The organism is Nonomuraea sp. NPDC003707 (assembly GCF_053587055.1).
On record NZ_JBSFNK010000010.1, the window covers coordinates 376,581 to 388,445 of the forward strand.

General features: G+C 69.0%; 10 protein-coding genes and 1 pseudogene. 7 read left to right on the forward strand and 4 right to left on the reverse strand.

Translation table 11 applies throughout. From position 1 onward, the window contains the following. The first annotated feature begins 105 nt into the window (after positions 1 to 105). From ACWDRB_RS27685 to ACWDRB_RS27695, 3 genes are read left to right on the forward strand one after another with little or no spacing between them, the layout of a single operon-like run. The gene (locus tag ACWDRB_RS27685) at positions 106 to 1,074 is read left to right on the forward strand and encodes a hypothetical protein (protein ID WP_449898317.1); all 969 of its coding nucleotides are present in this window, start codon (positions 106 to 108) and stop codon (positions 1,072 to 1,074) included. Further along, positions 1,026 to 2,288, forward strand: coding sequence for a WD40 repeat domain-containing protein (locus ACWDRB_RS27690; RefSeq protein WP_449898319.1), 1,263 nt, complete (start codon positions 1,026 to 1,028; stop codon positions 2,286 to 2,288). Before ACWDRB_RS27685 ends, ACWDRB_RS27690 begins: the two co-directional genes overlap by 49 nt. 52 nt (positions 2,289 to 2,340) lie before the next feature. Beyond that, entirely contained in the window at positions 2,341 to 2,748 is a 408-nt protein-coding gene (locus tag ACWDRB_RS27695; RefSeq protein ID WP_449898321.1) for an RNA-binding S4 domain-containing protein, read from the forward strand. Positions 2,749 to 3,057: 309 nt separating this feature from the next. Here ACWDRB_RS27695 and ACWDRB_RS27700 read toward each other — a convergent pair whose 3' ends face one another. Both ACWDRB_RS27700 and ACWDRB_RS27705 read right to left on the reverse strand, forming a co-directional pair. Then, entirely contained in the window at positions 3,058 to 3,471 is a 414-nt protein-coding gene (locus ACWDRB_RS27700) for a hypothetical protein (protein ID WP_449898323.1), read from the reverse strand. Positions 3,472 to 3,512: 41 nt separating this feature from the next. After that, positions 3,513 to 4,772, reverse strand: a complete 1,260-nt coding sequence (locus tag ACWDRB_RS27705; protein WP_449898325.1) for a cytochrome P450 — start codon at positions 4,770 to 4,772, stop codon at positions 3,513 to 3,515. A gap of 276 nt (positions 4,773 to 5,048) precedes the next feature. On the opposite strand from ACWDRB_RS27705, the gene ACWDRB_RS27710 reads away from it, so the two are divergent. Continuing rightward, positions 5,049 to 6,074 carry a M36 family metallopeptidase gene (locus ACWDRB_RS27710; RefSeq protein ID WP_449898327.1) on the forward strand — a complete coding sequence of 342 codons (1,026 nt, stop codon included), beginning with the start codon at positions 5,049 to 5,051 and terminating at the stop codon, positions 6,072 to 6,074. 466 nt (positions 6,075 to 6,540) lie between these two features. Here the strand turns inward: ACWDRB_RS27710 and ACWDRB_RS27715 are convergent, their stop codons facing one another. Both ACWDRB_RS27715 and ACWDRB_RS27720 read right to left on the reverse strand, forming a co-directional pair. Next, positions 6,541 to 6,957 carry a DUF4189 domain-containing protein gene (locus tag ACWDRB_RS27715; protein WP_449898330.1) on the reverse strand — a complete coding sequence of 139 codons (417 nt, stop codon included), beginning with the start codon at positions 6,955 to 6,957 and terminating at the stop codon, positions 6,541 to 6,543. Between the two features lie 574 nt (positions 6,958 to 7,531). Further along, the gene (locus ACWDRB_RS27720) at positions 7,532 to 8,662 is read right to left on the reverse strand and encodes a PucR family transcriptional regulator (protein WP_449898332.1); all 1,131 of its coding nucleotides are present in this window, start codon (positions 8,660 to 8,662) and stop codon (positions 7,532 to 7,534) included. A 134-nt stretch (positions 8,663 to 8,796) separates the two neighbouring features. Here ACWDRB_RS27720 and ACWDRB_RS27725 point away from each other — a divergent pair, with 134 nt between their 5' ends. From ACWDRB_RS27725 to ACWDRB_RS27735, 3 genes and pseudogenes are all read left to right on the forward strand, one after another. Next, positions 8,797 to 10,122 carry an aminotransferase class I/II-fold pyridoxal phosphate-dependent enzyme gene (locus ACWDRB_RS27725; RefSeq protein WP_449898334.1) on the forward strand — a complete coding sequence of 442 codons (1,326 nt, stop codon included), beginning with the start codon at positions 8,797 to 8,799 and terminating at the stop codon, positions 10,120 to 10,122. Further along, complete coding sequence (locus tag ACWDRB_RS27730; protein WP_449898336.1) at positions 10,071 to 11,324, forward strand: acetamidase/formamidase family protein; 1,254 nt, start codon at positions 10,071 to 10,073, stop codon at positions 11,322 to 11,324. The genes ACWDRB_RS27725 and ACWDRB_RS27730 overlap by 52 nt, the downstream gene beginning before the upstream one ends. A gap of 33 nt (positions 11,325 to 11,357) precedes the next feature. Beyond that, positions 11,358 to 11,555, forward strand: a pseudogene (locus tag ACWDRB_RS27735) (response regulator transcription factor); the annotation flags it as partial. Positions 11,556 to 11,865: the final 310 nt, after the last annotated feature.

The window sequence follows — 11,865 nt, forward strand, 5'->3', positions numbered from 1 at the left end:
ACCCCCTAAACGATCACGCCCGGGGAGGAGTGCCGGCGCCGCACCGGCAGGACACCGCGACCGCAAACCCCCGCGGGGAGAGGTGCTTTCTGCGACGATGGCCGCATGGACGGGAGGGGCCAGGACCACACGGTCAACGTCGTGACCGGCGACGTACACGGGGCCCTCGTCCAGGCCGGGTCCGTCAGCGGCGGCGTCCACGTCCACATGCCGTCGCACCGCTCCGCCTCGCCGCGGAGCCGGGCTGCCGAGCGGCCGTCGTGGCTGGCCCGTCTGTCCGACGGCACGGCCGGCGTACTGCTGGGCCCGCGCCGGATTCTCGCCCTCGGGTCTCCGTCGTCGGCCGAGACACTGGTCGACCTGCCTTTCGGCGGGGTACACGGGCGTTCGGCCACGGTCGCGCTGCGCGGGGCCACCGCCACGGTGCTGGAGTTGACCGAGCCCGTCGACGTCATCGGGGCGCCGTTGGCCGCGCCGGCCCTCGGCGAGGGGCACGAGTTCGTCACGCACGGGTTTCCGGGCGGCGGGAACGACATCGCCCAGGTCCGGGGTGTCCTCGACGGTCCGGCCGGGCCCGCAGGACAGTGGTTCGGCGTGCGCCCGGTCGCGGCGTCGTGGCAGTCCGACGCCGGGTTCTCCGGGGCGCCGGTGTTCGACCGGGAGGCCGACGCGGTCGTGGGCCTGCTCGCTCCGGGCTCGGGCGGCGCCCGGGTGCTTCCGCTCGCGACCCTGCTGGAGCCCTGGCCGTGGCTGCGCGGCCTGCTGGGGTGGCGGCTCGACCACGACCCGGCGCTGCGTACCCACTGGTTGCCCCGGGCCCGCGGGTCGGAGGTCGAGTCGGACTCCGGCGCCTCGTACTTCACCGGCCGCACCGAGGCCCGGCGGGAGGTCTGTGGCTGGCTCGAGAGCGGTCCGCCACTGCTGGTGGTCACCGGCGGCCCGGGGACGGCTCCGGCACGCTGCGGCTCTGGGATCTCCGCGAACGCCGCGCGATGGGCGAGCCCCGGACCGATCATGGCTGGTCGGTGTCCGGCATCGCCGTCACCGAGCTCGGCGGCCGTCCCGTCGCGGTGACCTCGTCCGGGCACAACCAACCGGGTCCCGACGACGAAGACACCACCTTGCTGGTGTGGGACCTGCTGGACTGGCGTCTCCTGGGCCGGCCGCTGACCGGGCACACCCAGGGGACCCAGGCCGTCGCGGTCACGCAGGTCGAGGGCCGTCCGGTGGCCGTGACCGGAGGCGGGTGGGACGGCACCGTACGGCTGTGGGACCTGACCCTCGCCGACCAGCAGCTCGGCACCCCGGCACCCGGACACGGGCAGCACATCATGGAGTTGGCCGTGCTCGACCGCGGCCGGCACCGCCTCGCCCTGTCGGTCGGCCTGGACGAGACCGCGTTCCTGTGGGACCTCGAGGCGCGCCGTGTCATAGCGCGGGCGCCCGTCGGCTTCACCCAGGTCGCCGGGATCGACGAGCTCGACGGCCATCCCCTGGTGGTGCTCGCGGGGATCGGTTTCGCCGAGGTCCAGCACCCCGGCACCGGGGCCGGCGTACCCCTCACGACCCGTGACCCGGCCGAGCCCCCCTACGCCATGACCGTGGAGGCGGGAACGACCGGACGGCTCAACGGTGGGCCGGTCGCGGCGCTCGTGGCGGCGGGAGCAGTGCTGCGGCTCTACGACCTCGCCACGGGAGAGGTCCTCGGCCCGCCGGTCGACGTCAGCGTCGAGGACGAGCAGCGCGAGCCGGTGGACCGGCCGGCGGCCGTGTCGCTGCTGGCCGTGAACGGCAGGCCGGCCGCCGTGGTGCTGACGGGGCACCAGTACATGGGCGAGAGATTCTTCGTCGGCCTCTGGGACCTCACGGACGGTTCGCACCTCGCCTGGCTCGAACCGGCGGCCTCCCCCGCCGTCGCGACCACGACCGTCGCCGGCCGGCCGGTGGTGGTCACGGCCGGCGCGCAGGGAACCCTCCGCGTGTGGGACGCCGCCGGGCGGCAGACCCTGCGCACGATCCCGACCGGCGCGGACCGCATCCGCTTTCTCGCCGCCGGCGTGCTCCACGGGCGTCCCGTCGTGCTCGCCGCGAGCCACGACGGCCCCGTGACCACGTGGGACCTGACGACCGGCACGGCCCTGGACGAGATCCGGCTGCCCGACACCTGCCGGGGATTCGCCCTCGGCGAGCGCGGCGTGCTCGTCATCGGGATCCAGAACGACATCGCCGTCATCGAGACCGAGATCCAGGGCGTCGTCCCGGAACTCGGCACGCCGTCCGAGCCGTGAGCCTCCTGTCGCGCGATCGACGGGTTGTCACGTCACTCAGTACAGTGTCGGGGTGTCAGGTGAGCAGGTGAGTGCGCGGGTGGACAGCTGGATCTGGTCGGTGCGGCTGACCAGGACCCGTTCGATCGCGTCCGACGCCTGCCGGGGCGGTCACGTCCGGGTCAACGGGGTACGGGTCAAGCCCGCGCACGTCGTCCGGGTCGGTGACGAGGTCCGGCTGCGGCACGAGGGGCGCGAACGCATTGTGGTCGTCTCCCGGATCATCACCAAGCGCGTCGGCGCCGCCGTGGCCACCGAGTGCTACGTCGACAAGAGCCCTCCGCCTCCTCCGCGCGAGGAGGCTGTGACGGTGGCCGTCCGGGCTCGTGGCGCGGGTCGCCCTACCAAACGCGAGCGCCGCAGCATCGACAAGCTGCTCGGACGCCGGGCGGCCGAGGAGCGGGGGCCCGCCCCCGAGTGAACGGTTGGCCGCGTCGCTGAAGCGGGTGAGACCAGGGCGTTTTCTCCACACCTATCGATCACTACCACGGCCAACGACCACCCGATCAAAACGAACAGGTAGTGGTGTCCATGGAAAGCCAGATCGAACGCCAAGAGGTACTCGGAGAAGCGATCAACGAGTACCGCCGAGCCGCCTGGCTCGATCAGCGAAACCCCAGATCAGACCCTACGCGCGAGTTTTGACGCGCTACACCACTGGCTGATCGTTCGCTCGGACTGCGCCAACCTCTCCTCGTGTTTTTCGCTCGCGGGTGAAGATCCGGCGGGGTCAGGCCAGGGTTGAGAAGTCCGGGGAGGTGGAGACGGTCATGATGGCTCCCACCGCCATGATCATCGTCGGCCCGACCAACCTTAGCCAGTACAAATCAGGCAGACCGTCGAAACGAGTCACCAGCCCGTCGGCTTCACTGGGCCACGTCGTGGCCGTGCGCAACAGCGGCGTGAGAGTGATCTCGTCGACGAGTGACGATGCGATGTCCGGACCCTTGTCGACGGTGACGTGCCGCACGTCCTCCAGCAGCAGGCTCACCATCGGCCATTTCAGGGTCTGGACGATCTTTATGTCGAGATAGTCGCGCTCGCCGAGAGCCGCGAAGGCCACCGTGTCGAGGAAGCCACCGGCGCAGTGCGCAAGCACCGCGCCGGCTCGCTCACAGGTCATCTGGACCGTGTTGTCCACCATGGGTTGCTCAGCATTGCAGGTTCTCGCCCGAGTCGGCACGCTCAGCCGTCCTTCATGACGTAGCGGATGGGGAGGCGTTTGAGCCCGCCGACGAATGTGGTGGCGGTCCACACGGGCTCGCCGTCGAGCTCGACACTCGCCAGCCTGGGGACGAGTTCGGCGAAGAGCGCGCGGATCTCCATGCGGGCGAGCGCGGCGCCCAGGCAGTAGTGGACGCCGAAGCCGAAGGCCAGGTGCCTGTTGGGGTCGCGGCCGACGTCGAAGCGGAACGGTTCGGCGAAGACCTCCTCGTCCCTGTTGGCCGACGGGTACGACAGCAGCACGGATTCGCCCTTCATGATCGGCGTGCCGTTGACCTGGCTGTCAGCGGAGGCGGTGCGCATGAACTCCTTCACAGGGCTCACCCACCGGATCATCTCCTCGACGGCCGTCGGCAGCAGGCCGGGGTCGTCCCGCAGTCGCCGCAGTTCGTCCGGGTGCCGGATGAGCGCCTCCAGACCGCCCGCGATGGTGGAACTGGTGGTGTCGTGCCCGGCCGTGGCAATGAGGATGTAGTAGGAGGCGGCGGTGTTGTCGTCCAGCGGCCGGCCGTCGATGCGGGCGTTGGCGATCTCCGAGGCGAGGTCGCCAGTCGGCCTGGCCCTGCGTTCGGCCGTCAGCTCGTGGAAGTAGGCGAAGAGGTCCTCCAGCACGGAGGTGTGGCCCTGCGGGCTGCCGCCGCGCCCGGTCTCCTCGTCGTGCTGGCCGAACAGCTCCTGCGTGAGCCGCAACATGCGTGGGAAGTCCGACTCGGGCAGACCCAGCAGGGTAAGGATGACGTAGAGCGGATAGTGCACGGCGACCTGACGGGCGAAGTCGCACGCGCCGCCGTACTCTGCCATCCGGTCCACGTGCAGGCGGGCGAGCTCTCGGACCCGCGCCTCCAGGGCGCGCATGGCCTTGGGGCGGAACCAGTCGGCCCCGACGGCGCGCAGGACGCGGTGCTCCGGATCGTCCATGTGGACGATGCTCCTGAGCGCGGTCCCCCGCGCCCGGCGCGTTTCGAGTGCGGCGTCGAGGTCCGCGGTCCTCAGCACGGGGCGCGGGGCGCTGAGCCACAGGGTGTGGTCCCGCTCGATCTCCAGCACGTCGGCGTGGCGGGTGACCGCCCAGAACGGGATGTATCCGGGGACCTCCACGCGATGGACGGGAGATTCACGGCGCAGCAGCGCGAGTGCCTCGTGAAGGCGGATCTCGTCGGTGTACGCGGCGGGGCTGGCAAACGTTCGCCCGGCTTCGCTCACGGACATGGTGGGGTTCACGGTGAAGCCTCCTGTCTCATCGGGTGGCGCGACGGGGGCAGTACATCCGGCCGGGAGGAGTGCCTTCCCTTCGGCGCCCTGCAGGCCAGGAGGTGCCATTCCCGCGGCGCCGTGTTCCCATGCGGGGAGTCGATTCGATCAGGACCAGGGATCGACTGCTGACCCGGTTCTCTCTGAACGTCGATGGGGACAAACGTTGCCGCACCGACACGGGGGTGACAAAAGGATCATTGATCCCGTAAGTTCACCGGATTCCCACCAATTGGAGGATCTACGGTGAGCACCCCCCAACGTCGTATGGCTGCGGCCTGCTTGGCGGTCGGCACCATCACGGCGCTCCTCGCGCCGGGCACCGCCCAGGCCACGACCGAGCCGACCGCCACCGTCTTCTACCCCAACGCGGTCCAGAGCACGGGCGACGAGTCCCTCGTCGACGACCACGACCGCGACGGCGCGGCCTTCGCCCCGGCGTACCGCACCGTCACCCTCACCGACCTGGACAGCTCCGGCGCCCTCACCGGGCGCTACGTCACGGTCAAGAGCGAGACCGGCAAGGCCGCCAAGACCGTGGACGGTGCCTTCCCGACCTGGCACCGCGACACCGACCAGTTCGAGCAGGTCATGGGCTACTACTGGGTCACCACCGCCCAGCAGTACATCCAGTCATTGGGCTTCGGCTCCCGGCTGCGCCCGGTGAACCAGCGTCAGATCGAGCTGCGGATCAACCAGTACGGCGGCGACAACTCCTTCTTCAGGGAGGACAAGGCCAACATCACCCTCGGCAAGGGTGGCGTGGACGACGCCGAGGACGGCGAGGTGATCGTCCATGAGTACGGCCACTCCGTGCAGGACGGCCAGGTGACCGGCTTCGGCACGACCCTGGAGTCGGGCGCGATCGGTGAGGCCTTCGGCGACTACCTCGCCGTGGCCGTCAGCAGTTGGAAGACCGGCGTACCCACGCGGACTCCCGAGGCATGCGTGGCCGACTGGGACTCGGTCTCCTACACGTCAAGGGCCCCGCACTGCCTGCGCCGACTGGACGGCACCAAGCACTACCCCGAGGACATGGTCGGCGAGGTGCACGCGGACGGCGAGATCTGGTCGTCAGCCCTGTACGACGTCCGCACCAGGCTTGGTGACACGCTGGGCAGCACGGTCATCATCGACGCGCAGTTCGACTTCGCCAAGGACACCACCTTCAAGGCGGCGGCCGAGGCCACGGTGAACGCGGCACAGCGGCACGGCGGTGACACTGCCGCGGCAGCCGTACGTGCCGCGTTCACCTCCAGAGGGCTTCTCTAGCTCTGCCGGAGCGCGGGCATCGAGATCGGGATGGAGTAGGCGGTGGCACCTCCGCCTACTCCGCCCTCACACAGCCTCCAGCCCATGGAGGAGCGCTGTTTTGACCTGCGAGGCTCAGAAACTCGAATCACTTCCGGTGCGAAGCCTTCGTCCGAAGAGCACGAGGCTGAGGAGCGCCAAGCTGCCGGTCAGGGTCGCCTGGGATCGTACGCCGTTACTCGGGGCCTGCGTGTTCACCGACGCCGGCCTGCGGGTCATCAAGAGTCCACCGCAGAGCCATCCTCGGCGGCCTCATCCACGAGTACCAGATCGGCGGCCAACGAGGCGTTCAACGACCGGCATCGGGCCCATCAGGCCCTGGCTCAGGCGGCTCCGCCAAGCGCCGTCCCGGATCCCATCACCGAGCCCCGCCTGACCACCGCATACATCCAGCTCAATCAACCAAAAAATGGCTGCCGTACCAGCGTTATCCCCATCGCCTGGTGCATTGATAGGCGATCCAGCGACCGCCGCCCGCATTGGCTACGGCGTTCCTCTTCGCCCTGGCGGGCGTGCTCCCCCTACCGCCCCAAAAGACGTTTCTCCTGGAATTGTAGGCGACAGCGCCGCACCCGTTGACGAAGGTGACAAGGACTTTGCAGCTGGAGCGGCCGCATTCTCTCAGTGCCCGCCGTTTGGCGGAAGCCAGTGTCCTGTAGTCCCAGGACCTGCCGGTCCGACCGTTCCGCGCCACAGCGATGGCACCGTAATAGTAACGTGCTTGACTTTCCCCCGCAGTAGCCGATGTAGCCGCAACAGCTGCCCCGGGGGACGCCGTAGCCAGCACCCCGCTCGCCATAAAGACGCAAGCGGCCATAGTAGTGAGCCTCTTGCCTAGCTGCATGATGTCTTCCCTTCGTGCCGTCCAAGCGGACGGCAGCGTGATTGGTGAGGAGAGTCTGTATTGTGCCACTTGCAAACCACTTAAACCGATAGATGCTCCAGGGAGCCATGTGAAGGCCGTCAGCGGAACGGGCAGGAGTTGAGCCGCTTGCGCGCCTCGCGGAGCGGCGCCGAGCCAATCCCGTTGCACAGGGCTTGAGCTGCACGTTCTTCAAAGCGCCTATGCGTGCCCGCTCAGAAACACGATTTCGTGCTCTGAACTGGGGTTTTGCTGTGCGCGGAGGTGTTCCTGGTCACCCCCGCGACACTCTTGCGCCAAGCGGTCTGGAACCTCGTCTTCCCGGAACCAGGCGGGACCGTATTGTGCCGGCATCACGCGGTCAACAGGTGATCGGAGCAGTCGCGGCGCCATAGGAGCGATCAACCGCGATGGGGAGGCTCTTGTCCACGTGACAGGACCTGAGCCACGGCGGCGCTCCCAAACCCGCGTGTGATCGCCGCTCCCGGAGCGGGGACCTTCAACGACCCGCCGGAGGAGAACGTCGTGGCGGTCACGATCAATGTCTGCGCTCAGATCACCAGGAGTGCCCGTTCGAGGGCCAGCCGCTGAGACGACGTGCCTTCAAGGCGAGGTGCAGGTGGGAGCGCACCAGCCCGTCGCGAAGATCCGCCCCGAGGGTCGTGGCTATCCGGTCGAGCCGGTAGTACACCGTGGTGCGGTGCAGATGCAGCGACGCCGCCGTGCGCTGAACATCACAGCCGGCATCGAGGTACGTCTCCAGGGTCCGCACAAGCTCTTCATCATTTTCAAGCGGGACGAGCACGGGATCAGGCCCCGGCGCGACGGGAAGCAACATGCGGTACGGCCCGGCGCCCGACCACGGTAGAACGCGCGGCAAGGCCGGATCCAGCGCGGCCACCCCGGCCGCCGCCCTGGCTTGTCCGTACGCCTCGCGCACCGCGCGAACTTCGAAAGGCACCGGGTCACCGATCCCGATGGCGAAGGGACGACGGGCGGACTTGCGCAGCGCCTCGTCCAAGGCCGTGGGACCGCTGGGACCGGACAAGAGCAGGGCGGTCACGTGCGTGGGAGCGACGAAGCAAGGAAGCGCCCGCGGTAGAGCCGTGCCGAGGCGCTCCAGCTCGGCGGCGGACAAGGCGGGCACCTGTTGGCGGTGGCGACTGATCGGCACGCCGGCGCAGATGAGAACCTCGGAGGAGAGCAGCGACGGCTCGAGCACGGCCAGCCGATCACGGGCTCCTTCTCCGGTTCGGTCCGGATCGAGCAACCAGCGGATCAAGTCCTCGCGCTCGTCGCCCCGCCCTGCCAGGACCCGGGCCAGTTCGGCGGCGGCACCCTGCAGCGCGCCGAGCGCAGTCTCGTCGAGCGCCTTACCGTCCGCGGAGGCCCACAGATAGCCGAGGCATCGCCCATCACGCCGGATGGGGACACAGAAGCGAGCCCGTATGCCGAGCTCGGCGTTCGGGGGCAGGCGGACGACCTCCGTGGCCTTGGAGATCCCGTACCGGTTCTGCCACTCACGAATCTCAGGCGCAACCCGGCGCGACATGACCGAGGCGACGCGGGCCGGGTCCGCGTGCGCGTCCTGCTTGCTGTAGCCGAGCATTCGGCCATCCGTCGAGTCGACGAACAGTCCGCGGCCCAGCCGCTGAGCGAGGTCTTCGAGCAGGTCTTGAAGATCCATGCATGACTCTCCCTCCACCGTGCGACAAATGTCGAGACCGATACGGCACGATCTCGGCGTCGATCCGATGTGCCGGCCGCCTGTCGCTGCTTACCGTCGAACCGCACGAGCCCGAACCGGGAGATGAGACCGTGATGCGTGCCCGCTTTCCCCGTCCCTGGATCTCCGCCGCGACCGAACGGCTGACGCGCGAGGTGGCCGGCGCCGTGGCTGGGCGATCCCCCGCCGCCACGTTGGAGGAGATCGGCCGCCTGGTGGCCTGGAATGACCGCATTCACCAGGCTGAGGCGGTCAATCTCAATCCTGCGACGAACGTCATGAATCCCCGGGCCGAGGCGCTGCTGTCGGCTGGGCTCGGCACACGTCCCTCACTCGGCCATCCGGCGGAGAAGTACGAGACGGGCCTGGAGGCCATCGAACGGATCGAGATCATCGCCGCCGAGCTGGCCGCGCAGGTCTTCAACGCCGACTACGCCGAGGTCCGCGTCGGCTCCGGCGCGCTTGCCAACCTGTACGCCTTCATGGCGACCTGCCGCCCCGGCGACACGATCATCGTTCCACCCACGAGCGTCGGCGGCCACGTCACCCACCACGCTGAGGGCGCCGCCGGACTGTACGGACTCACCACCGTCCCCGCCCCCACCGACGTGGGCGGCTACACGGTCGACCTGACTGGGCTGCGGGAAATGGCCGTGCGGCTCCGTCCGAAGTTGATCACCATTGGTGGCAGCCTCAACCTCTTCCCCCACCCGATCGCGGCCGTGCGGGAGATCGCCGACTCCGCCGGAGCACGCGTGCTCTGCGATGCCGCCCACATGTGCGGCATCATCGCCGGTGGGGTCTGGCCGAACCCGCTGCGCGAGGGCGCGCACCTGGTCACGATGAGCACGTACAAGAGCCTTGGGGGGCCGCCCGGCGGGCTGGTGGTCACGGACGACGAGGAACTGGCGCAGCGTCTTGACGCCATCGCCTACCCCGGGTTGACCGCCAACTCCGACGCCGGTCGCATCGCCGCATTGGCCGTCACGATGCTCGACTGGCAGGCGGAGGGGGCCGCCTACGCGCAGGCAATGGTGGCGAACGCGGCCCGGCTCGCGGCCGAACTGCGAGCACTGGATGTGCCGGTGTTCGCGGATGGGACCAGGTCGCACCAGTTCGCCGTGCCCGCCCACCGCTTCGGCGGAGGGCAGTGCGCCTCCCGCCGACTGCGAGTCGCCAACCTGCTCGCATGCGGCATCGGCCTGCCTATGGCGCCGGTGGCCGGCGACCTGAACGGCCTGCGGCTCGGCACCCCGGAGATCACCCGTATCGGCATGGACGAGGACGACATGCCCGCTCTGGCCGCCTTCATCGCCCGTGCTCTCGCCTCCGACAGCGTGCCGGCCACGCTGGCGGCCGAGGTCACCGCATGGCGTGCGCCCTTCACCAAAGTGCGCTTCACAGCGGTCCCTCACCGGTAAGGACCGCGTCACGCCTCTTTCGACCAGTAAGGACCATGATGGAGCCGCTTTCACGTTACAGCGACCGCTATTTGGATGTGCCCCGGCTGACCTGCCAGGTCGGGGTCCCGCTCGCCGATCAGCCCAAGATCGGGCACAACCGCTGGCATCCCGAGATCCCACCGGCCGTGACGGTGGATCCAGGCGGCGAGGTGATCCTGGAGTCAGCCGCTTATGACGACTACCAGATCCACGACAACGGCAGTCTCGACGAGTTGCGCCACGTCGATCTGTCCCGCATGCATCCGCTGACCGGCCCGGTGCACGTCGACGGCGCACGGCCCGGTGACGTGCTGGTCGCGGAGGTGCTCGGCGTCGAACCGCTGAGCGGCATCGCCTTCGCCAACATCCTGCCCGGCACGCCCGGGCTACTTGGCGAGATCTTCCCTGACGGTTATCGCTCGACGTGGTACGCCCGCGGCGGCATCGCCGAGTCGCCGGAGGTGCCAGGCGTGCGCATCCCCGCCCAGCCCCATGCCGGAACCATGGGGGTCGCGCCATCGTACGAGCTGATGCGCCTGTGGAACGAGCGCGAGAAGCCCCTGTACGCCGACGATCGCGCCTTCCCCCCGGATCCGCGCAACGCGTTGCTGCGCGGCCTCGGAGCCGACGCCGCCCGGATGGCGGCCCGAACCCAGCCGCCCCGGGAGAACGGCGGCAACATGGATATCAACACCCTCGGTCCGGGGGCCACGGTCTACTTCCCCGTGTTCGTGGAGGGCGCACTACTGTCGCTCGGCGACCACCATCTCGCGGCAGCGGACGGGGAGTGCAGCTTCAACGCGATGGAGATGGACGGCCGCACCTGGCTACGGCTGCGTCTGATCAAGGACGGCATGGCCCGTCACCGAATCACCACGCCGATCGTCCGTCCGGCGCCCCTGGTCGCGCAGTTCGGTGCCGACCGCTATCTCGGCTTCACCGGTTTCTGCTTCCGCGGCAAGGAGCAGCGGTATCAGGACGCGAGCTTCGCCGCCCAAGAGGCGGTGCGCCGGGCCGTGGACTACCTGACAGGGCTGGGCTACAGCGGCGAGCAGGCGTACGTGATCCTGAGCGTCGCACCCGTCGAGATCCGCGTCAGCTGCATCGTCACCATTCCCAATCCGACGGTGACGCTCTACCTGCCGATCGACATCTTCGACCGGGACGTCTTGCCGAGCTGACATCCAGCCCCTCATCCGCAACTCGACCGCCTCACCGCCCGCGAGAACGAGGTGCTGCGCCTGGTCGGCCACGCCTTGTCCAACAAGGAGATCGCCGAGCGCCTGTCGGTCAGCGAGGGCACCGTCAAGACCCACCTCAACCGGCTCATGGCCAAGCTGGGGCTGACCAGCCGCGCCCAGGTGGTGGTCCTCTCGTACGACTCCGGCCTGGTCAAACCGGCCACCGGCTGATCACATACAAGACCCAAACCTGGGACCGCAGTACTTGCGTTCGATGGGAACGTTCTTCGTCGATCGCCACGCCGCTGGATCGATCATCGCGTCCATGGCACCCACGATGTGCCTGTCAGACAAGACCGTTCAGCTACACCTACACCGCTGAACAGATCGAGGACCATGACCAAGGGGCTTGACACCGCCGACTGGCCCTTCTGGCGCGAGATCGCGGCGTCTCCCATGTCGACGGATCGACGGTCCGCTGGGGCGGCCGGACGGTGTGCTGGTGGCGCAGAGCAGGCAGCTCCCGCGTTGCACGCTTCCG

Coding starts and splice junctions, on each gene's coding strand:
- ACWDRB_RS27685 (WP_449898317.1), top strand. CDS start 106: ATGGACGGGAGGGGCCAGGACCACACGGTCAACGTCGTGACCGGCGAC.
- ACWDRB_RS27700 (WP_449898323.1), bottom strand. CDS start 3,471: ATGGTGGACAACACGGTCCAGATGACCTGTGAGCGAGCCGGCGCGGTG.
- ACWDRB_RS27715 (WP_449898330.1), bottom strand. CDS start 6,957: ATGCAGCTAGGCAAGAGGCTCACTACTATGGCCGCTTGCGTCTTTATG.
- ACWDRB_RS27720 (WP_449898332.1), bottom strand. CDS start 8,662: ATGGATCTTCAAGACCTGCTCGAAGACCTCGCTCAGCGGCTGGGCCGC.
- ACWDRB_RS27725 (WP_449898334.1), top strand. CDS start 8,797: ATGCGTGCCCGCTTTCCCCGTCCCTGGATCTCCGCCGCGACCGAACGG.
- ACWDRB_RS27730 (WP_449898336.1), top strand. CDS start 10,071: ATGGCGTGCGCCCTTCACCAAAGTGCGCTTCACAGCGGTCCCTCACCG.